16 protein-coding genes and 6 pseudogenes are annotated in these 20,650 nt (G+C 51.3%); 13 read left to right on the top strand and 9 right to left on the bottom strand.

Annotated elements, in window-relative coordinates; all coding sequences use genetic code 11:
- Positions 1-435: 435 nt before the first annotated feature.
- Together FS690_RS18575 and FS690_RS18675 are read right to left on the bottom strand one after the other, a co-directional pair.
- Positions 436-695: pseudogene (locus tag FS690_RS18575) on the bottom strand (ABC transporter permease); the annotation flags it as partial.
- Positions 658-894: an ATP-binding cassette domain-containing protein gene (locus FS690_RS18675; RefSeq protein WP_342039321.1), complete on the bottom strand. Its 237-nt coding sequence runs from the start codon at positions 892-894 to the stop codon at positions 658-660. The gene FS690_RS18675 and the pseudogene FS690_RS18575, both read right to left, overlap by 38 nt.
- Positions 895-1,267: 373 nt before the next feature.
- Between FS690_RS18675 and FS690_RS15545 the strand changes: the two are divergent.
- Positions 1,268-1,597 (top strand): annotated as a pseudogene (locus FS690_RS15545) (hypothetical protein); the annotation flags it as partial.
- Between the two features lie 712 nt (positions 1,598-2,309).
- Positions 2,310-2,858 (top strand): annotated as a pseudogene (locus FS690_RS15555) (DUF4113 domain-containing protein); the annotation flags it as partial.
- 191 nt (positions 2,859-3,049) lie between these two features.
- Here the strand turns inward: FS690_RS15555 and FS690_RS15560 are convergent.
- The 3 genes from FS690_RS15560 to FS690_RS15570 all read right to left on the bottom strand — a co-directional run bounded on the left by FS690_RS15560 (position 3,050) and on the right by FS690_RS15570 (position 4,207).
- Positions 3,050-3,349, bottom strand: coding sequence for an XRE family transcriptional regulator (locus FS690_RS15560; RefSeq protein WP_145339873.1), 300 nt, complete (start codon positions 3,347-3,349; stop codon positions 3,050-3,052).
- Positions 3,346-3,705 (bottom strand): type II toxin-antitoxin system RelE/ParE family toxin, encoded by a 360-nt coding sequence (locus FS690_RS15565; RefSeq protein WP_065647947.1) that lies wholly within the window; start codon positions 3,703-3,705, stop codon positions 3,346-3,348. Before FS690_RS15565 ends, FS690_RS15560 begins: the two co-directional genes overlap by 4 nt.
- Positions 3,706-3,934: 229 nt before the next feature.
- The gene (locus FS690_RS15570) at positions 3,935-4,207 is read right to left on the bottom strand and encodes an antitoxin (RefSeq protein WP_065647946.1); all 273 of its coding nucleotides are present in this window, start codon (positions 4,205-4,207) and stop codon (positions 3,935-3,937) included.
- Between the two features lie 190 nt (positions 4,208-4,397).
- Between FS690_RS15570 and FS690_RS15575 the strand changes: the two genes are divergently transcribed.
- Positions 4,398-5,735, top strand: a complete 1,338-nt coding sequence (locus FS690_RS15575) for a hypothetical protein (RefSeq protein WP_255471506.1) — start codon at positions 4,398-4,400, stop codon at positions 5,733-5,735.
- On the top strand, positions 5,732-6,370 hold the full coding sequence (locus FS690_RS15580; protein ID WP_065647944.1) for a LysE family translocator: 639 nt from the start codon (positions 5,732-5,734) through the stop codon (positions 6,368-6,370). Before FS690_RS15575 ends, FS690_RS15580 begins: the two co-directional genes overlap by 4 nt.
- Here FS690_RS15580 and FS690_RS15585 read toward each other — a convergent pair.
- The gene (locus FS690_RS15585) at positions 6,341-7,159 is read right to left on the bottom strand and encodes an AraC family transcriptional regulator (RefSeq protein ID WP_145339874.1); all 819 of its coding nucleotides are present in this window, start codon (positions 7,157-7,159) and stop codon (positions 6,341-6,343) included. The two genes, FS690_RS15580 and FS690_RS15585, sit on opposite strands and share 30 nt — an antisense overlap.
- Positions 7,160-8,147: 988 nt before the next feature.
- On the opposite strand from FS690_RS15585, the gene FS690_RS15590 reads away from it, so the two are divergent.
- From FS690_RS15590 to FS690_RS15605, 4 genes and pseudogenes are all read left to right on the top strand, one after another.
- Positions 8,148-9,356, top strand: a complete 1,209-nt coding sequence (locus FS690_RS15590; RefSeq protein WP_065647942.1) for an AAA family ATPase — start codon at positions 8,148-8,150, stop codon at positions 9,354-9,356.
- Positions 9,353-10,327: a ParB/RepB/Spo0J family partition protein gene (locus tag FS690_RS15595; protein ID WP_065647941.1), complete on the top strand. Its 975-nt coding sequence runs from the start codon at positions 9,353-9,355 to the stop codon at positions 10,325-10,327. The genes FS690_RS15590 and FS690_RS15595 overlap by 4 nt, the downstream gene beginning before the upstream one ends.
- 1,253 nt (positions 10,328-11,580) lie before the next feature.
- Positions 11,581-12,609, top strand: a complete 1,029-nt coding sequence (locus tag FS690_RS15600; protein ID WP_145339875.1) for a RepB family plasmid replication initiator protein — start codon at positions 11,581-11,583, stop codon at positions 12,607-12,609.
- Positions 12,610-13,374: 765 nt separating this feature from the next.
- Positions 13,375-14,010 (top strand): annotated as a pseudogene (locus FS690_RS15605) (IS3 family transposase); the annotation flags it as partial.
- Between the two features lie 52 nt (positions 14,011-14,062).
- Here FS690_RS15605 and FS690_RS15610 read toward each other — a convergent pair.
- Positions 14,063-14,757: pseudogene (locus FS690_RS15610) on the bottom strand (IS1 family transposase).
- A gap of 318 nt (positions 14,758-15,075) precedes the next feature.
- Here FS690_RS15610 and FS690_RS15615 point away from each other — a divergent pair.
- Together FS690_RS15615 and FS690_RS15620 are read left to right on the top strand one after the other, a co-directional pair.
- On the top strand, positions 15,076-16,371 hold the full coding sequence (locus FS690_RS15615) for an MFS transporter (protein ID WP_065648041.1): 1,296 nt from the start codon (positions 15,076-15,078) through the stop codon (positions 16,369-16,371).
- Between the two features lie 47 nt (positions 16,372-16,418).
- Positions 16,419-17,183 (top strand): substrate-binding domain-containing protein, encoded by a 765-nt coding sequence (locus FS690_RS15620; RefSeq protein ID WP_370512315.1) that lies wholly within the window; start codon positions 16,419-16,421, stop codon positions 17,181-17,183.
- Here FS690_RS15620 and FS690_RS15625 read toward each other — a convergent pair.
- Positions 17,158-18,057: a LysR family transcriptional regulator gene (locus tag FS690_RS15625; RefSeq protein WP_094111216.1), complete on the bottom strand. Its 900-nt coding sequence runs from the start codon at positions 18,055-18,057 to the stop codon at positions 17,158-17,160. The two genes, FS690_RS15620 and FS690_RS15625, sit on opposite strands and share 26 nt — an antisense overlap.
- A gap of 248 nt (positions 18,058-18,305) precedes the next feature.
- On the opposite strand from FS690_RS15625, the gene FS690_RS15630 reads away from it, so the two are divergent.
- Positions 18,306-19,757, top strand: coding sequence for a sugar porter family MFS transporter (locus FS690_RS15630; RefSeq protein ID WP_065647936.1), 1,452 nt, complete (start codon positions 18,306-18,308; stop codon positions 19,755-19,757).
- A 4-nt stretch (positions 19,758-19,761) separates the two neighbouring features.
- Here FS690_RS15630 and FS690_RS15635 read toward each other — a convergent pair whose 3' ends face one another.
- Entirely contained in the window at positions 19,762-19,932 is a 171-nt protein-coding gene (locus FS690_RS15635; RefSeq protein WP_071882943.1) for a DUF2256 domain-containing protein, read from the bottom strand.
- A 263-nt stretch (positions 19,933-20,195) separates the two neighbouring features.
- Between FS690_RS15635 and FS690_RS18680 the strand changes: the two are divergent.
- Both FS690_RS18680 and FS690_RS18685 read left to right on the top strand, forming a co-directional pair.
- A pseudogene (locus FS690_RS18680) lies at positions 20,196-20,348 on the top strand (Rpn family recombination-promoting nuclease/putative transposase); the annotation flags it as partial.
- A gap of 110 nt (positions 20,349-20,458) precedes the next feature.
- Positions 20,459-20,644, top strand: a complete 186-nt coding sequence (locus FS690_RS18685; protein WP_065647935.1) for a hypothetical protein — start codon at positions 20,459-20,461, stop codon at positions 20,642-20,644.
- The last annotated feature ends 6 nt before the right edge of the window (positions 20,645-20,650 follow it).

A 20,650-nucleotide genomic window follows, 5' to 3' on the forward strand; every position in this document is an offset into this window, starting at 1 on the left:
GCTACCCCAGCGGTTGGAAATTAATACAGGGGGTTAACATGCTCTCCGGAAAGAGAGTAAATCACCTTTGAGAGTCGTATGTAATTATGTTCTGCACAAGCGGCGGAATGACAACCAGCAGCCGGGGGCGTGCCTCAGCAGTGACCGCGCTGACCAGCGTACCGCATGGCATGCCGCTGTACGAACTGATGCAGTGAACGGGACACTCAACGCCTTAGTCCACCATGAATACTCTGCGCATCCGCCCTACTCAACTGGCCGACTCGTTCGTCAGAGCAGACAGGGGCGCTCACATAATAAACATGCTGATTGATCACGTTCACGAAGCCGCCAGCCTGACCGGGCCCGCGACGTATTATGATATGGATGCTTCGTACTGCACTAACCCATTTTGGAGCAGCTATTAGCACCGGATGGCCTATATCGGCTGCAATTTCAACCTGTCTGAGGACAGCCCGCGCGGACTGATACAGGAAAGCATAAGCTAAAAATTAGCGCACTGATCGGCGCGAACACTACCCACCAAGCGCGTTCAGTATAGGGTAACCCCTCCGCCAGCAAACGGCCTCATTCCGGTGACGGCGGTGCTGCGCCAGGCCCAAAAATCCCAACGCTGATAAAGACAACGCAATACCCGGCACGCGCAGCATTGCATGCTTAACTAGTGGACGAGCCAATGCGGGTAGTGACGTGAACCGCACCATCAATACGGGTTTGGGCCGGTAACGTACCGGTGATGGCGCGCACGGTTAAGGATTTACAGCAGCCAGATGCGCCCAATAAGCAAACGCGCTCGCCACGTAGCAACGAAAAAGAGAGAGCGTGGACAATCGTTTTGCCATTCAAGGTAAGTGTCAGGTGCTCGGCTTCGAGAACCAGCACTGTTGTCAACATATAAGTATTCGACAATGACAGGTAAACTGGTATGTAATAACATATTAATATGATGCAGCTCACTGCAAAATATTTCTGCGCAACCCCCTCGCACGATGGCACGATGAATAGATGGACCTCTGGAAGAAACGCATGCACTACGGCGAGACGGGCACCAGCTTATTGCATTAAAAAGCGACGGATACACATCAATAGGCTCCTGTTAACACACGGAACTCCATTTTCTGAGAATGCACGCTGGGTTAAATAAGGAACCGTGATTACTTCTATAAAAGAATCGGTTGCACTGTTGATGCAGGAGTTACGCCAATGGAGGCATATGGAACCGAAAAACACTGCAGCAGAACCACTGGAATGACGGGGCTTAAGGCGACGCGCTGCACGCCGCTGGCTGACAGTGATGGATCAGATTACGGAAGATGCCAAATGCGAGGCCATTGCCCACCGCAGAGAGCGAAGTCTGGGTATGGCGGTCAATATCACGCCTAATGGTCGCAGAAGAGAAACACGGCTTCTGTATAAAATTCAGAGCCGTTTCAGTGATGTGTATAGATGCAGGGTAAATGGAGCTACCGTAAAAATAACAAAAGCCTTATCCGTACGGATAAGGCTTTTGTCCCGGCGTGAGAGGAATGATTGGACGGGTATACAGATCACACCAGGCAACTATTTAAATACAAAAACACGTTTGTGTTGTCAATAAAATAGCCTTGAAAAGGCTCAGCTCGAATGAGTCAAAATAATCGCCGGCTCTATGCCGCCCGCACCTGTAGCCTGCCTGTTTGTCAGGCAGCAGCTTAAGGCTGTCTAACAAACAGGCAGGGCCGTGTTAACTGAAAACCTCACCGTCTGTAACCCTGTCGATCTCCTTCAGCACCCAATACCTGTGGCATCCGGCACGCAGATGTTCCAGCAAAGACTGCCTTAGAACTCATCTTCACCAGGCCACAGCGTATTACCGCTCCGCAGCATTTGCAGAACGCTTTTGACGGTTTCCGGAGACTGAGTACCGAAGAAATTTAGGCAGAACATAAACATATAGAATTGTCTGTTGGGAGGGAGCTGAACAGACCCGCCAGAAAGAGGACAAATTCACTACTGGTTTCGGAGGCGGCAAAGCCTGCTGACTGAGAGTGTTTATCTTTCCGCACGTTGTCCGCACAGCCCATCGCCTCAGCGACCTCGAAGACAAGCCGGTGGGCCATATCCTGCAGATGCTTGATATCATCTTGGAGTGCCGGGATGTACCAGATGTCTCTGACGGGCTCAAGGCCGGTTGCAGCGGAGGAGACTGAGCTGACTGACGCCGCCAGAGGCGGCATTTTCCTCACCAAATGCTGATAACAGTGTACGCTAACTGAAATCAGGAAGATAAATGCTGTCCGTGTCAGCCGTTTCACCGGTAATGACCGGCCGGCCGGCGCACCGGCAAGAGGCTCAACCTGATGGGCATTTAAAACGCCCTACTGCTGGCGCGCGCACCCTGCCCTCATCCGAAAAAACTTCAGCGTAGTGATCGAACGCACCGTTCGCGAGCTCAACGGTGAATCGTGCATTCACCTCGAGGAGTTTTCGCCGGCGAAATAGCAGATCGTCTGCGGCCGGTCATTTGAGGAGCGCATCACGACAAAGGTGGTCACACAGGATACGCGGGACTTGATCGGGGGACGATATGATCGCTCGACCGAATCTGGCCTGACGGGCTATGCTTTATGAAGGCTGGCATTATACTCGATGACGTCACACCGAACGGCGTCAGTCAGCTGAACCTGTTTGATGAGGATAAGCCACGGGCAAACAGCGCGCAGCTGATGAAGGTGCTGGACGGCATTAATCAGTCCGGGCTGGGGCACATGTGGTTTGCCCGTCAGGGTGTCAGCAAAGAGTGGCAGATGAAACGTGAGATGCTTTCGCCGGCATGGACCATGCGCTGGGATGACATTCCAGTTGCCCGCATTTTATAGCCGGGCAAGCAAACGGAACATCGACTGTTTTTTTTCAGAGGGGTCTGTATGAAAAATTTTTTACCGGACAGGCCCCGAAGCCAGGCATCACACCCTTGTTTTGCGTTACTAACAGGGTCAGCGCTCACCGGCACTTGTCGAAAAAATGCGTCAGGCGCAATTCCGCTGACGCACCGGGATATCAGCATCACTCAGAGGGTAAAATCGACGTGCTCACCGCCCGGCATATTGACGCCAATTGTCAGCTGACCGCCAAGCGCCTCAACATAACGTTTGAGCGTGGCAATTTTCAGATCTTCACCGCGCCCTTCAATAGCCGCAACAGAAGGCTGTGCAATACCCATGGCTTCAGCCTGCTGCTTTTGGGTTTTCGACAGCGCCTCACGCAGTTTATACAGCTGAGAATCAAGTCGCATTGCCGCGACTTTTTCATGAACCTGCGTGAGTTCATCAGGTGTCAGATCAGCCATCAGTTCATCAAGCGTTTTCATTTCCCGCTCCGTTTCAGTTGGTCCAGATGTCGGTGGTACTCATTTTCCGCTGTTTTGATCATGGTCTTGTAGAAGCGCTTTTCATCTGCGCCTTCTTTATTACCCGCACACAGGACAATCGCTTTACGCATGGGGTCAAACACAAAGAACCCTCTTACGGGCCGCCCGTTGCTCTGCACCCTCAGTTCTTTCATGTTCGGGATTTTTGAGCCGTAAAGCGTATCCACATGCGGCCGGCCAAGATGCGGGCCTTCCTGCTTCAGGAGGTTCAGTGCGGCAAGCACATCCAGCTGCATCGCCCTGTCCTGCTCTCTGAGCCATTCCGCGAATAAATCCGTGGTTTCAACGATCCACACACGCCCACCTTTATATATTACAGTCTATACAGCATATATATCACAGTCTATTTTTTCAATACTGCGCTCTGTCTGCTATACCAACATCCTTTATCGCCAGGTTTTCATATCTGCGCAGGTGGCAGGCTGTATAAATGCAATATGCCCGACATCAGCCAGACTGAATACGCTCAGGGTAAGCGGCAGGCCCCGGCCTGCTAAACAGCGGGTCTGTCATGAACGCAGACCCTCAGATTAATTCTTTACCCTGCGGCGCGTCATTAAGTCCGTCGTGACTTTCTTCGTTGAGGTAGCTGATCTCATTCAGATCGATAACGGACAGCAGATGCGCCTGCGTTTTACGGCCGTGGGGCAGGCGTGAAGCCGGTGTCAGTGACACTGTCTCACCCTCAACGGTGACGTTAAGCCGGATGCCAGGCATCCAGCCGGCCCGGACAGCCACATCATCCGGAACCGTGATGACTAAAATACCGTTCTGCTGAAGTAATGTCAGGTCTGCCATATTTCTCCCCTTCTCCTCTCTGACAATGCGCACGGCGCCAGACAAACGATATCTGACTTTACTGTGAGGTTTGCTAAAGCCGGTTTTAGACAGTAACAAGACGCTGTCAGTAGCTGTATGCCTGCCCGTTAACGTGAACTGAGGCTACAGCGCAATTCTTTCCAATACCGAAAACATGCGGACTGGTTAAGTGAGTATCTCGTTAATCATTATGGAAGGGAATCTCATGTTTACGACACCATTCTGGCCTGCAGCTGATTCATATCACATCCATATGATGGATATTCCGCTGCCAGACTCACTTTCTCCGGCTGTGCTGGACCTTATTCATCAGGCTACCCGGCTTGCCGATGCAGCAAATCATATTCATCCGGTTGCCACGCGAACCGGTACCACTTTACTTCAGTCCGTCGAAGAAAAGCTCAGCATTATCTGTTTTAAGCTCGCCCGGGAATTTGCCGACCCGGACACCCGAAAAGCATTGCAACTGCGCGCTGATGTGCTTTCAGATCCCCGTACCGCAGGCGAACTGCTCCCGCAGATAGCCGGTCTTGATGAACAGGAACTGGTGCAGGGTATTGGCTATATGTCGACATGGGTGGGTAAATCCAGAGCACAGCATTACTCCGCATGGTTTGGATTACCTAATCGCGCCCTGCAGGAAGTTTCTGATGTGGTGGATGACCTTTTTTCAGATAACCTGACCTGGCTGCAGCGCCATATTGATGCACGGCTGATTGCCCTGCCCGGCTGCCGTTACAAAATCGTTGATCTGTTTGCGATTGCCGGCGAAGCCAACAGCTATCCCAAACACTTTGCTTATTTCTTCCCTGAAGACGAAGGCGTCAAGTACGCGCCTCAAAAATGCACCATCGTGTTTGCAAATACGTATCTTAACCTGTTCGAACGCTTCGCCCGAACCCAGGCCTCTCTGCTAGGCTGGCAACAAAACGTTATTCCGGAAAGCAGCATCTGTGCCCGTCACCTGATTACGTGGTTCAGAGGTCACGATTTGGGCCATTCCATTGTCATTGAAAAAATGAGGTTCGGCAGCCTGAGCAAGCTGGACCGATGGGGATCCATGGTCATCCAGGAGGCGCTGGCTGACGTGTTTGGTCTGCTGATGTGCCTCACAGAGGATACCCGTCAGGCACTGCAGCTGGATGAAACGCATCAGCTGAGGGTGTTTCTTCTAGAGATGCTTCGGTATCTGCGTCGTGGTCCTTGCGACTATCCCGATGCCGGGGCGGCGTATATTCAGCTTAAATGGCTGACGGAACATCAGTGCCTGTACTGGAATGGAACCCACTATGAAGTGGATCTCGCCGCGGTTAAACCGGCTTTAACCGCGCTGGCCAGTGCAATGACATTCTCCGTTCTTCAAGGTGATACCGGAAAAGCCGGGGAGTTCCTGCAACGTTATTCACCGCATCATCAGCGTGAAGAAGCTGCAATGCTGCTCAACCGGCTTGGCAAAACGGTCGACATGATTGAATACGACCAGAAGATAAAAGGTTTTCTATTATGATCGAATTCTCAAACGGCTTTTTACTGAGTTTATCGCTGTGTCTTGATATCGGCATTGCCAATATCGCCATGATCACCCTTGCCATGCAGCGCGGGTATTTCCATGGGTTCTGGCTGGGTATGGGCACCTGCGTCGGTGACCTGGCCTATGCATTACTGGCGCTGGCAGGCATGGCAGTGCTGCTTCAGTATGAAGTGGTCCGCTGGGTGCTGTGGATAGGCGGTGGAGCCCTGCTGTTATGGTTTGCCGGTAAAATGCTGGTGGCCGCATACCGAAAAGCAGCAGAACTTAATGTCAGCGAATCTCATCAGGCTCGCCCACTCCTGCGGGAGTTCGGACGGGGTGTTGTACTAGCCATGTCCTCGCCCACAGCCATCTTGTGGTTTGCCACCGTGGGCGGTGCGCTGATTTCGCGGATGGGTCATCATAGCCTGACTGGTACATCGTGGTTTCTGAGCGGGTTCTTTATAGCGGGTATGTTCTGGACATGCGTGCTTTGCCTTGTCGGGAGCTTCGGCGGCAGGATGCTGGGTCAGCGGCTGCTTAAATATTCCTACATCGCCTCGGCCCTTATCTTCAGCTATTTTGCGCTCTATGTCATTGTATCAGGATACCGGGAATTTATGGTGGCCTGAGCAGACCTGCGAAGCATAATGATGGGGCGTCGTCCCCATCACTTTTCGAAAGGCATTAATGAAATGACTCTGATCGTAAAAACCCAGCATTATTGCCGCATCAAGCGGATAAACGTTTCTGCGAAGTAAGTCTCGAGCGTGATGCAGGCGAAGCTGCATATGGTACTGCAGGGGCGGCATACCCGTATGCCGGGTAAAGAAGCGCACAAGATGATATTTACTCAGCCCCGCCATCTGCGCAAGCCTATCCAGCTGGGGTTTAACGCTGAGATTTTCTCTCAGGTATTCAATCACAATGTTGAGCCTCTGTTCGTCATTGCCCTGCAGAAATGCCGGGGTCGCCAGCAGTTCGCCGCACAGCAACATCAGCTCCTGCTCTTCATTTGCCCCTTCACCTTCGCGCGCGGAAGCCGCAAACCGGTACAGCGCATTAAACAGTCGTCTGTTTTCAATAATGCCTTCGCGCAGAACGGGCGCATGGCTGTCGCTGCGTATACTGTCCTCATCAGCCAGCAGTTTCATGACGCTCTGGGGCATGTGCACGCTGATAAAATCAACGGACTGACTGTCAAAACGCGACGCCTGAATGGTCCCCGGATTATATAAAGTCACCTGCCCACTCTTAACGTACGTGGTTTTACCTGCCAGCCAGATTTCCTCCACACCTGTTAGGTTGGCGCTAATGACGTACTCATCATGAAGATGTTTTGGAAAGCCAGCATTACAGGCACTGACGCGGGAGCATTCCACGCCATTGCGGCTAAACCACTCTGCAGACTGTAGCGACAAAATAATGGGCCTTATGCAGTAATAGTGAATGATTATTAACGTTTACTAAACCATTCCCCGCTACTTTTTTCAACTCTCCGCGGCAAAGCTTTCACGGTGCCTGAACGTCCAGGACACTGACCAGCATCCTTGCGGGGAATGCTGAGTCGGTATTTTACGTTCGGAATTTCTTCCCTTTAGTCTGTATAAAAGAGGGCAGGGCAATGCCCAGCTTTCAGCGATGAATTTGGCAAGCGAACAGGTGAATTCAAAAGGTGGTGTGCCCATACGTTCATCTGCAGCCTGACAGCAGGCATTCTCTCCCTGACTGCGTGAAGAGCTGACAGTCAATCCGATTACATGTGTTGCAATACAGTCAGCGGCCATAATGCCGGGGCGGTCGCCTTTGCGAAACTTCGTGTCTGGTCAGTATCCGTTGCTATGTTCATGAGTAGGACACACCTGCACGTTATCGTCGCAGCGGTTAAACAGGCCAGCGTGCTGAGCCATGACCTGATCAGCTTTCCACTTCTTCTATGGATTCAACAAGTCTGGGGCTGAATGCAGTATCTGTTGGCAGTGAATCAGCGCCCGGCTACTTTTCACTGCCCGTAATGCTTACTCATCGTGGCCTTATAACTGCGTGTGTCCATCCATCTGACAATCAGGTTAAAATTCTGTTCAAACCGTGAGTGAGCAGTAAACCACATGGGAATTTCACATTGAAATAAATCCATAAAAATATTTTAAATCAATTAGTTAAAATTGAAATTCGCATGGGAATTTCATTCTGCTTTCAGACCCAGATATGTGAGATGCAAAACAGGGAAAGGGCAGGGGCTTGCGGCATTTCACCCGCTGCCTTTTAGCTGATCCCCCGTAAAAGCAGAACAAGAGGCGACAAGTTCATACCACCTGCTCTGTACAACTTTTTATTGAATACAGAAAAATGTTGCACAAAGCATTCATAAATGTACACTGGCGAAATTAATTGTCAGTGGAGCGGATGATGAAAAGTAACTACGGTGGAGTGGATGAAACTGCGCGCAGAGCGAATGCTATGTTGCGCAGTATGAGTGATGACATTATCGATAAGCGCCAGGAATTCGGTCTCGATCAGTTCTATCAGACGTTCACACGTAATGCCGTGGCCAACCTGCCTAAGCTCAGCCGCCGTGCTGTTGAGCAGGCCATTGAAGAAATGGAATCCAAAGGGCATGTATTTGGCAAAAAGGATGCCGGTAATGCGAAACATTACGCGCTGACTGTTCAGGACGTTGTAGATATCTACGCTCACCGGAAGGTGCCAAAATACCGCGACATCCATAAGGGCGAAGGCCCGTTTGTGATCTTCGTCGTCAATCTCAAGGGTGGGGTGTCCAAAACGGTCAGTACCGTGACGCTTGCTCATGGATTACGCGTTCACCCTGACTTACTGCAGTATGATTTGCGCAATCTGGTTATCGACCTAGATCCGCAGGCATCCAGCACCATGTTCCTGAATCAGGCAAACAGCATCGGGTCGATTGTCGAAACCGCCGCTCAGGCCATGCTGAATGATCTTGATGCGCAACAGCTCAGAGAACAAATCATCAAGCCAACCATCATTCCGGGTGTGGATATTATTCCGGCTTCCATTGATGATGGGTTTGTGGCCAGCCAGTGGGATCGCCTGGTTCAGGAACACCTGCCCGGCGTACTGCCTTCTGAAGTTCTGCGCCGAAACATTATCGACAGGGTGGGAAGCGACTATGATTTCATCTTTGTCGACACCGGGCCTCATCTTGACGCATTCATGCTTAATGCCATTGCGGCAAGCGATCTGCTTCTCACGCCAACACCGCCCGCGCAGGTGGACTTCCACTCAACCCTGAAATATCTCACCCGCTTACCCGATATGCTGGAGCAACTGGAAGAGGAGGGGATTACACCGCGTATAAAAGGAAATATCGGCTTCATGTCCAAGATGACGTCCAAACGTGATCATGAGATGACTCACGGGCTGGCCCGGGACGTGTTTACGTCTTACATCCTGGACGCCACGCTGCCCCGACTGGATGGGTTTGAGCGCTGCGGGGAAACGTTCGACACCATCGTCAGTGCCGATCCACAGTCATATCCGGGCAGTTCAGAAGCGCTTAAAAATGCCAAACGTGAAGCCGAACGCTTTACACAGGCCGTGTTTAAACGGATTGAGTTCGTCAGAGGGATGCAATAATGAAAGAACTGAAGAAAATGGGACGCACCCTGGGTAACTCCAGCTTCAGCAAAATGCTGAGCGAAACGGAAAGTGCCCGTACTTTTACCCTTAAATCCGGTGCCACCGCACGGTTTACGCTTAGCAAGATTCTGCATGATGACATCGAAACGCAGACTTACGTGGATGCCACGATTAACGGCCGCGATCAGGCCTTTTTAACTGAAGAATCCGTCAGCGATATTTCACGCACCATTAAACTGCAGCAGTTCTTTCCGGCTATTGGCCGTGAGGTAGACGGGCATATTGAAGTCCTGGACGGTTCACGCCGCAGGGCCGCGTGCCTTTACAGCGGTATGCCATTTGAAGTGTTAGTGACGAAAGATGAGCTGTCGCTTTCAGACGCCCGGCAGCTGGCCATCGACATTCAGACGGCAAAAGAGCACACACTGCGTGAACTAGGTAATCGCCTTAAGCTGATGTACCCGGAGCATATGAATCAGTCTGACATTGCTGCTGCGGAAGGGCTGTCGCCGGCAAAAGTCACGCGTGCTTTTCAGGCGGCGTCGGTACCCGATGAAATGATTGCGGTCTTTCCCTCCGCCGGCGAGCTCTCTATTAACGACTATAAGACCTTACTGGATATTGCAGAAAAAGCGGCGAGCAGGCAAATCAGTGTCCAAGAACTGGCAGAGGGCGTGCGCGAACGTATTGCGCATGATGCGCTCACTGAGCTCGATGATCCGGCTGTTAAGGCAAAGATTATTGGTTACTTTCGTGCAGCCAGTGCTGAACCTAAGTCAGCGCGTGATGCGAAAAAAGTCGTGACCGAAAAAATAGCGGAATTCAGCGATAAAAAGCAGTTTGCGCGGAAAAAAACGGACGCCGAAAAGCGTCTTGTGACGTATGAGTTTTCGCGTCTTCCTGCGGCCTGGCAGGCAGAGCTGGATGATGCGGTGAAAGCCGTAATTGAAAAGATGCTCACAAAATAATTTTCAATCCAGTGTGCAAAAGAAGGGGAGTTACTCCAGTGAGTATCTCCCCTTTTTATTGGATACCCACCAAAAAACCGCTCTAACTTACTGTTATGTCTCGCCAATATGGGAAAATTTCAACCTGAAATTCCCATCATTGAATATCCTGATTCTGCACGGCTTAGTCTTCACAGTTGACTCAACTGCCCAATCTGCCTGGCCCTGAATCCCTAACGTTCAGCTTATAAGAATTATCGATCAAACATGCAGAAGTGATAGGGAAACTCATAATGACTACTTTCCACTTAAGACGCCACATGGTCTGTTAACTGGAACCGCTGTTCGTTGCCCACGTCTTGAATCATAGGAGGAGGTATATCTGTAGCGTCTCAACGTACAAATTAATGCGAAGAACTTGTCCGATAGTTGTGGTGGCTGTGCTGATAACGTTGCTTTCAATATCTTATAGGTCTGTGCAAAAAACACACAATCAAGCCTGATAAAATAAAAATATTATTTAATAACAGTTTCTTAAAAAATAAGTGGGAGCATTTTTAGCATACCTTTTAGCAGTCCTATACGACCAGGGTTTTTATATGCGAGCATAATGTTGGCTCCTCATCCTGTGACATTATTGCTGAGTAATCGCTTAAAAGGGAATGTATGACGAACTGGTAGTGAGCACAAAACACCTCAGACAATTTCAGAGAGGTCTCTCATCACATTTCTTTCATAGAGTGAGGGTGAGACCCCATAGCACCTCAAGGCTTTCACCAGCACATAAATGCAGGCTGGCTAAGAGTGGCTACAGCGACGGTTTATCTGCAGCAGAGATCGGCTGTAAATGACCCGTTGATGATGGCGCGAGTATGCCTGTTAAGCAGAAAGCCCTTAGAGTTATCCACTTATCCACGCGATAGATCCCAATAAATTGATCCTAATGAGATCCTTTATAGATCCCAAAGAGATCCCCGATCGCCGCAGGCCGCACCAGCTCTGGCCTGAAGAGGGGTCCGCATAAGCTATAACAAGTAAAATATAAGCTATACAGAGATCACAATAAGCTATAGAAAGTAAAATATAAGCTGTAATTAGGAAAAGACATAAGCTATAGTGAGTTTATCGCTCATTTCCCGTTTTGATTGTGGATAACTAATCTGATTGCTTGTCAGAGGGTTACTTCGATCATTGGCGAGTTGTTATCTAACAATTCACAATCCGGATCGGTTGATCATGCTCAACGATCCTCTGAAACGTGTGCAGGAACGCTTGTGGCCAGCGACAATCTTGACTTAACAAAGCTTTTTGAAGAAAAAGACACAAAATCCGGGGAAATCGTAACCCTGACGCCGAATGCCAATAATACCGTGCAGCCGGTGGCACTGATGCGCCTGGGCGTATTTGTCCCTACGCTTAAGTCGTTAAAAAACAGCAAGAAAAACACCTCTTCAACAACCGATGCCACCGAGGAGTTGACGCGCCTGTCTCTTGCGAAAGCAGAAGGTTATGAAAAGGTTGAGATAGTCGGCCCGCGCCTGGATATGGATAACGATTTCAAGACCTGGGTCGGGATCATCCATTCCTTTGCAAAGCACAAAGACAAGGTCATTGGCGACAAGGTACAGCTCTCATTTGTAGAGTTTGCCAAGCTCTGCGGCATTCCCTCAAGTCGCTCCTCAAAGCAGCTCAGAGAGCGTATCAGCCCGTCTTTGAAGCGTATTGCCAGCACTACCATCTCTTTCTCTTCAAAAAGCGGCGACGATGCAAAAGAATACATCACGCATCTGGTCCAGTCTGCTTTTTACGATACCAAAAAGGACATTGTTATCCTGCAGGCTGACCCGAAGCTTTTCGAGCTCTACGAGTTTGATCACAAGGTGTTACTGCAGCTCAAGGCGATCAACGCGCTTAAACGCCGTGAGTCCGCTCAGGCGCTCTATACCTACATTGAAAGCCTTCCCAAGAACCCGGCCCCTATCTCACTGGCGCGCCTTCGCGAAAGGCTGAATCTGCGCTCTCCTGTGTTTTCGCAGAACCAGACAGTGCGCCGTGCGATGGAGCAGCTCAAAGAGATTGGTTATCTGGACTATAGCGAAGTTCAGAAGGGACGCAGCGTCTACTTCCAGGTCCATAATCGCTATCCAAAGCTCAGAGCGCCCAACACGGAGCAGCTGGAAGTACCGAAGGCAACAACGAAAACAAAAGAGCCACTCGATCCGCAACTGCAGGAAAAGATTGAACTTCTGGATAAGCTCGGTATTTCACTTCAGGATCTGGAAAAGATTTTTAAGTCTCAGTAACAGATAAGCTGTGATGAGTGGTTCTCTTATCAGGAGAGCAAAGAATTAATGAGGCTGTAAGTACAGTCTTATAGTAACTCTCTGAATTTTATTAATTTTAGAAAAACTACTCACTACAGCTTAGCTCTGTGGTACAAAGGGCGCGTTTTACTCCTTATAGCTTATATCTATGCGCTGAGGAGTCGAGGTCACTCACTATAGTTTATATAACCTCTCCCCCTGAAGACTCTTACTCACTACAGTTTATAAAGAACGCAAATTGCCGCTTATTCCACTCACTATAGCTTATGCAGTGATGGCGAGTAGCTGATTACTCACTACAGCTTATGATTAACAAGTCAGAGTCTTTCTTACTTGAGATTATCCTGCTGATTTTTAATGGTTTATATGCATTTCCGGCTTCTCAGCTATAAAATAGCAGAACTCACATTACTTCCTATAGCTTATGTTTACTCACTACAGCTTATGATCAAGCCATAACATCCACTCCTTATAGCTTATATAAGCTGTAAGGAGTGATAGTTCTCACATATAACCACTCATGATAGGCGATGAACGTCATGGCAGACAATTACCTTGAATCTGCAAAGCCAGGAAATCGCAGAAACTGAGCTCGTGAGGAAATCAGTGTGCTGGCAGGTTTCTCTTTCAGGATACGCACGTGTCCGTGCCAGCCCGGCATGGCCTTAGTGCAGGCGTCTCGTTGAGAACAGAGTTTATTTATAGACAGGCAACAATCTTGCTTTCCGTCTGCCCCGTGACACTGGCAGACTCATGAAAGAGCTGGGGCTGGTCAGTTGTCAGCAGCCGACTCACCGGTATAAGCGTGGGGGGCATGAGCACGTTGCTATCCCGAATCATCTTGAGCGACAGTTCGCCGTAACAGAGCCAAACCAGGTGTGGTGCGGTGATGTGACCAATATCTGGACAGGTAAATGCTGGGCGTACCTCGCCGTTGTCCTCGACCTATTCGCAAGAAAACCAGTGGGCTGGGCAATGTCGTTCTCGCCGGACAGCAGGCTCACCATGAAAGCGCTGGAAATGGCATGGGAAACTCGCGGTAAGCCCATGGGGTTAATGTTCCACAGCGATCAGGGCAGTCATTATACGAGCAGGCAGTTCCGGCAGTTACTGTGGCGATACCGAATCAAGCAGAGTATGAGCCGGCGCGGAAACTGCTGGGATAATAGCCCAATGGAGCGCTTCTTCAGGAGCCTGAAGAACGAATGGGTGCCGATGACGGGCTACGTAAGCTTCAGCGAAGCAGCTCACGCTATAACGGACTATATCGTTGGGTATTACAGCGCGCTCAGGCCGCATGAATATAACTGTGGGTTACCACCAAACGAATCGGAAAACCGATACTGGAAAAACTCTAACGCGGTGGCCAGTTTTAGTTGACCACTTCAGTATACAGTTATCAATGCCATAACTTACGGGTAATGACTCCAACTTACTGATAATGTTTTATGTTCAGATAATGCCCGATAACTTTGTCATGCAACTCCTCCGATTTTGAGAATGACAGTGACTTCCTGCTCAGCCTTGCCAGATGCTGCCTCAGATTCAGGTTATGCTGCTCAATTCGCTGCGTATATTGCTTGCTTATAACGTGCAGCTTTCCCTTAAGGCGTGATTCATACAGCGGCTAGCCGTCCGTCATCCATATCACCACGTCAAAGGCCGACGGTAGGTTCATAAGACGTTCCAGCATGGCCATAGTGCGTTCTCCGAATACACGGGCCACAACTGTCCTGCGTATCCTGTCATACGTGTAAAACAGCCAGCGCTGGCGTGATTTCGCACTGACCTAGCCCCACTGTTCGTCCATTTCAGCGCAGACAATCACATCACCCCCGGTTGTATACCCGAGGTTACTGACTGTGGCCCGAGTTTTTCAAATGGCGGAAAATGGTGTTGAGGCCCACGTCCATAATGCGCTGAGGGCCGGCATCCGACGCCATTCATGACCATATCAATAATCTTCTGGTGTGTACCGAGCTGAGAAGCGGTGTAACTAAACTGCAGTTACCATGTTTTACAGCAGTGAGAGCAGAGATAGCGCTGATGTCCGGCAGTGCTTATACCGTTACGCACCACACCTTCAGTAGCTGAACGGGAGGGACAACTGATGGCAAGAGAAGCCACTGGAGCAATTCAAAAAACACCATCGTGCACTAAATCAGTAAGTTGGTAGCATTACCAGCTTTTGAGTGTAAAAGTTTGGACTTTAGGCTTGAAGCTGGTCACAAAGCTGATGTATCTCCTTTCAGCCTGAATATTCCTGACATGATGCTTACAAATATTTAACAACCTAATATATAAAATGATTTTCAGCTTCGGGTCTGTATTAATGCATGTAACGCATCAGTGCATGAGTTTATTGCGCTTATTAACTCTATTTTTCTGATCCAGTCTTTCGTGACAGGCGCAACGATAAAGCGCCCATGACAATTGGAGATTCTGATGCATTCCTTTACCTCACCCATGACCACCCGTTCGCGTATCAGTGCCATACTGCGCGTGACATCCGGTAACTTTCTGGAGCAGTTCGATTTTTTTCTCTTTGGCTTCTACGCCACCTATATCGCCCATACCTTTTTTCCGGCCAGCAGTGAGTTTGCCTCACTGATGATGACCTTTGCCGTCTTTGGCGCCGGTTTTCTGATGCGTCCTATCGGCGCCATTGTACTTGGCGCGTACATCGACAAAGTGGGCCGTCGTAAAGGGCTTATCGTCACGCTCTCTATCATGGCGGCGGGCACATTCCTGATTGTACTGATCCCCTCTTATCAGAGTATCGGCCTCTGGGCACCCCTGCTGGTGCTGACCGGCCGTCTGCTGCAGGGTTTTTCAGCAGGCGCTGAGCTGGGCGGTGTTTCGGTCTATCTTGCTGAAATTGCCACGCCGGGACGAAAAGGGTTTTACACCAGCTGGCAGTCTGGCAGTCAGCAGGTTGCCATTATGGTTGCAGCCGCAATGGGCTTTGCCCTGAACGCTGCGCTGGAGCCGGGTGAAATCAGCAGCTGGGGCTGGCGTATCCCGTTCCTGTTTGGCTGCCTGATCGTGCCGTTTATCTTTATTCTGCGTCGCAAGCTGGAAGAGACGCAGGAGTTTACCGCGCGCCGTAAACATCTGGCGATGGGTGAGGTATTTAAAACGCTGCTGAGCAACTGGCCGGTTGTGATTGCGGGCATGCTGATGGTGGCGATGACCACTACCGCGTTCTATCTGATCACGGTTTACGCGCCCACCTTCGGCAAAAAAGTATTGATGCTCAGCGCATCAGATAGTCTGCTGGTCACGCTGCTGGTGGCCATTTCTAACTTTCTCTGGCTGCCGGTGGGCGGTGCCCTGTCTGACCGCTTTGGCCGTAAGCCAGTGCTGGTCGCGATGACGCTGCTGGCGCTGGCAACCGCTTACCCGGCGCTGACCATGCTGGCGGCGGTACCAAGCTTCTCTATGATGCTGACGGTACTGCTGTGGCTTTCCTTCATTTACGGCCTCTATAACGGCGCTATGATCCCTGCTCTGACCGAGATCATGCCAGCTGAAGTGCGCGTGGCGGGCTTTTCACTGGCTTATAGCCTGGCGACCGCGGTCTTTGGCGGCTTTACGCCGGTTATCTCCACTGCGCTGATTGAGTATACCGGTGATAAAGCGTCGCCAGGCTACTGGATGAGCTTTGCCGCAATTTGCGCGCTGCTCGCCACGCTCTATCTCTATCGTCGTCGCGCACTGACGCTGCAAACCGCACGCTAACAGGGAATGAAATAATGTATAAACCGATTCTGAGCCTTACTGCAATCATGCTCGCTTCGTTCAGCACCAACGTGCTGGCGCAGGATGTCAGCGTGATGATCTCCGGCGGCTTTAAAGCTGCACTGGAAAAACTGGCACCCGTCTATGAAAAACAGAGCGGTAACCATCTGGTAGTTATCCCCGGCCCCTCTATGGGGAAGACGCCGCAGGCTATCCCTAACCGCCTGGCACGCGGTGAACAGGCTGATGTAGTAATTATGGTCGGTGATGCGCTGACGCATCTGCAGCAGGATAAGCGCATTGCCGCCGGCACCCGCCAGGAGCTGGCAGACTCGCCGATTGGTATCGTGGTAAAGCAGGGCGATCCGCTGCCGGCGATTAAAACCGATGCTGAGCTGCGTACGACACTGCTTAGCGCAAAGTCTGTCGCCTATTCAGACAGCGCCAGCGGCCGCTATGTCAGTAATGAGCTGTTTAAAAAGCTGGGGATCGATCGGGAGATGCAGACAAAAGCGCAGATGGTGGAGCGCATTCCGGTCGCCTCGCAGGTGGCGCAGGGACGTTACGCCATTGGCTTCCAGCAGGTCAGCGAGCTGCTGCCGGTGCCGGGTGTCAGTTTTGCCGGTGAGCTGCCGGCAAATGTGCAGTACATTACCCGCTTCGCCGGCGCGGTAACGGTAAACGCGCAGCATCCCGATGAAGGTAAAGCGCTTCTGAGTTTCCTGGCCTCTCCGCAGGCGCAGAAAATTGTGACCGCAACCGGTATGCACAGCGTAACCGCGACCGCTAAGCAGGGTGATACTGTTCAGTAATGAGCTTCTCCAGCTCGGCGGCAACGTATGACTGAATACGGCCACGACGGCGAATCAGACCCACGGATCGGGTCACCACCGGATGCGTCAGCGGTATCTGCGCCAGTAAGGAGTGTCCTGAGGAGGGCATCGACATCGCCGGCACTGCCGCAATACCAATGCCCGCCTCGACCATGCCTAACAGGGTAGTGACGTGGCGCGTTTCACAGATGCTGGGCCGGGCCGGAATGATATGCGCCAGCGCCTGGTCGAGCAGGGAGCGGTTACCTGATACCTTATCCAGCCCGATATACTCCTGCTGAAAATACTCCTCCCAGCTCAGTGATGATCGGCGCGTCAGCGGGTGTTCGTGCCGGCAGGCCGCAACATACACATCCTCTTCCAGCGGTAAAAATTCAATGGCTGGCGGCAGGCTTTTCGCAAAGCAAATCCCGAAATCCGCCTGGCCGCTGCTGACCGCCTCAATAACATTGCCCACGCTACTGTCGATAATTTTGACCCGCACCCGCGGATAGCGTGCGCGAAAGCGCCGGATCACTTCAGGCATAAAGTAGTACGCAGCCGAAGGCACTGTCGCGACCGTCACCAGACCGGTGCGCTCCTGGCTTACCTGATTGATGTCAGCCAGTACCGCTTCCACGTTTGCCAGCAGCTGTTCAGATCGCTCAGCAAAGCTCTGGCCATAGAGCGTCAGCATAACGCGACGCGTTGTGCGGTCAAAAAGCCGCGTGCCGAGCGCCGCTTCCAGTTTTTCAATCCGGCGGCTCAGCGCAGATTGCGACAGGCAGATCGACTCTGCTGCCAGGCGAAAGTTGCCATATTCCACCAGCGCGCGGAACGCATAGAGGTCATTAAGATCAAAATTCACGGGCATCAGGCAGCATCCTTTCAGGCAGTGCAGGGTAAGGTATCGGCCGGCACGGGCGTACCGGAAACGGATACAGCAATATGATTGCGCCCGGCTTACAGAGGCAGACGGCATACCTTACTGGTTTAGTACCGGGGACCCGCTGCTTTTAACGAATTATGTGATTCAGATCCCATTCCGAAAATCGCTCCTATACTCATACCTTTCTTTACACAGCAACGTGCTGTGTGTGCCATTTAAACAGGGATGCAGCTATGCAAAACTCTTCTCAAGACTCGCCGGACGACGGCGGCGCGCTTAATTTCACCGTTCAGCAACGACTGTTTTTTGTGGTGCTGGTGGCCACAATGGGAGCCCTCGCATACGGCTATGACACCGGAATTATTTCCGGCGCACTGCCCTATATGACACTACCTGCCGCACAGGGCGGGCTTAACCTTACGCCTTTTACCGAAGGGCTGGTGACATCCTCCCTGACGTTTGGCTCCGCGGTAGGTGCGTTTCTCAGCGGTTACGTTTCCGATCGCTTTGGCCGCCGTATTACGCTGCGCAGTCTGGCGCTGCTGTTTGTCGCCGGCGCCTTTGGTACCACGGTAGCCCCCGATATTGAAATCATGGTGGTAATGCGGTTTATACTCGGCATTGCCGTGGGCGGCGGTTCATCGACTGTGCCGGTGTTTATCGCTGAGATCGCAGGACCCAAGCGTCGTGCGCCGCTGGTAAGCCGCAATGAGCTGATGATTGTTTCAGGCCAGCTGCTGGCTTATATCGTCAGCGCGGCGATGAGTCTGCTGCTGCACGATCCGAAAATGTGGCGCTATATGCTGGCGCTGGCAATGGTACCGGGCGTACTGCTGTTTATCGGCACTTTCTTTGTCCCGGCGTCGCCGCACTGGATGGTCGCGGAGGGCCGCCTCAGTGAAGCGATGCGCATCATGCGTAAGCTGCGCGAAAACCCGCGCGAAATTAAAGCTGAAATGAAAGAGATGCGCGAAAACGCCCGTATGGCACGACAGGGGCCCGCGGCGCGTGAACTGCTGAAAGAGAAGTGGATTGTCCGTCTGCTGCTGATGGGCTGCGGCATGGGCATTGTGCTGCAGTTTACCGGCGTCAACGCCTTTATGTACTACACGCCGATTATCCTGAAGAGTACCGGCATGGGAACCAGCGCCTCGATTGCTGCGACCATCGGCAATGGTGTAGTTTCCGTACTGGCGACGTTTGCCGGTATCAAGGCAATCAGTCACTTTGGCCGACGCAAAATGCTGATGACAGGGTTATGTATTGTGATTGCAATGCAGCTGGCGCTGGGCGCGGTGCTGGTATTTATGCCGAACAGCATGACGCAGAGCCTGCTGGCGCTCGCCTGTATTCTGGTATTTCTGTTCTTTATGCAGATGTGCATTTCACCGGTATACTGGCTGCTGATGTCAGAACTCTTTCCAATGCAGGTACGCGGCGTACTGACCGGCTCGGCGGTGGCTTTTCAGTGGATCTGTAATGCGGCAGTGGCCTTTGCCTTTCCGCCTCTGCTGTCGCTAGTGGGTAACAACGCCTTCTTTATTTTTGCCGCTATCAATGTCGGATCGCTGATTTTTGTCGCGCTGGTGCTGCCGGAAACGCGTGGCAAGTCACTGGAGCAGATTGAAGCGCACATGCGGGAACGGTTTGGTGACAAGCGCCAAGAAACGGCGCCTGCAAACTAACCCCTTATGACTCTGCTGCTGTCCGTGCCGCTTTCGCGGCGCGGCGGCAGCGTTCAGAGCAGTACTGTACCTCGTCCCAGTTTTTCTCCCACTTTTTGCGCCACGTCATGGGTTTGTGACACTGTTTACAGTAGCGCACAGGCAGAGCCTGTTTGTTACCTTTAAAATCTTTCACGCGTGATCTCCCTGTAGTTACCCTTTACTGCGCTGGCGGATAGTAATCCGGTATTGATGCGTAGTTATTATTGATAGTATTTATAAATAACGCTTTGATACTCTTTTATATTTGGTTGGGGCAGTCGCTAAAGAATGGCTAAAAAATATTTGTCTGACAGAGTGCGCCGTCAATTTGAGAAATATATCAGGCTTCAGGAAGTCTGCTTTGATTCAAGCCTCGTTAATATCATAGAAGCTCAGGGAAAATGCTCAGGTGACGCAATGAAGAACAACAACACGCCTGCGCCGCATAATGCGGTCTTCAAAACATTTCTCTCTCACCAGCAGACTGCGCGGGACTTTATGAAGCTACATCTGCCGCCTGCGCTGTTCGCGATTTACGACCCCTCGACGCTCAGGCTGGAGTCCGGCAGTGATGCACGCACTGGTAATATATATGCTCCAGGCGGGTGCCCCCCCCCCCCGATGCAGGCGGCTTTATCCGCTAACTGGCGCAGCGGGTACCACAACATGCAGATGAACTGATGACGATTGCACAGCAGCTTGAGCAGAGAGGCCGTCAGGAAGGTCGTCTGGAGGAACGAGAAGAAGGTTTACGGGAGGGCGTGCAGGAAGACAGCCTCGAGATCGCCCACAATCTGTTAAAGAATGGTATGAATATTCAGTCTGTTATGAGTGCAACTGGTCTGACTGATGAGATGAAGAGCTGAAGCAGT

This window comes from Pantoea sp. PSNIH1, assembly GCF_007680655.1.
Taxonomy (GTDB): domain Bacteria; phylum Pseudomonadota; class Gammaproteobacteria; order Enterobacterales; family Enterobacteriaceae; genus Pantoea; species Pantoea eucrina.

What these genes read in the sequence shown, in the direction of transcription:
- FS690_RS15590 (WP_065647942.1), top strand. Translation starts at nt 8,148, where the DNA reads ATGAAAAGTAACTACGGTGGAGTGGATGAAACTGCGCGCAGAGCGAAT.
- FS690_RS18685 (WP_065647935.1), top strand. Translation starts at nt 20,459, where the DNA reads ATGACGATTGCACAGCAGCTTGAGCAGAGAGGCCGTCAGGAAGGTCGT.
- FS690_RS15630 (WP_065647936.1), top strand. Translation starts at nt 18,306, where the DNA reads ATGCAAAACTCTTCTCAAGACTCGCCGGACGACGGCGGCGCGCTTAAT.
- FS690_RS15580 (WP_065647944.1), top strand. Translation starts at nt 5,732, where the DNA reads ATGATCGAATTCTCAAACGGCTTTTTACTGAGTTTATCGCTGTGTCTT.
- FS690_RS15625 (WP_094111216.1), bottom strand. Translation starts at nt 18,057, where the DNA reads ATGCCCGTGAATTTTGATCTTAATGACCTCTATGCGTTCCGCGCGCTG.
- FS690_RS15615 (WP_065648041.1), top strand. Translation starts at nt 15,076, where the DNA reads ATGCATTCCTTTACCTCACCCATGACCACCCGTTCGCGTATCAGTGCC.
- FS690_RS15620 (WP_370512315.1), top strand. Translation starts at nt 16,419, where the DNA reads ATGCTCGCTTCGTTCAGCACCAACGTGCTGGCGCAGGATGTCAGCGTG.
- FS690_RS15570 (WP_065647946.1), bottom strand. Translation starts at nt 4,207, where the DNA reads ATGGCAGACCTGACATTACTTCAGCAGAACGGTATTTTAGTCATCACG.
- FS690_RS15560 (WP_145339873.1), bottom strand. Translation starts at nt 3,349, where the DNA reads ATGAAAACGCTTGATGAACTGATGGCTGATCTGACACCTGATGAACTC.
- FS690_RS18675 (WP_342039321.1), bottom strand. Translation starts at nt 894, where the DNA reads ATGTTGACAACAGTGCTGGTTCTCGAAGCCGAGCACCTGACACTTACC.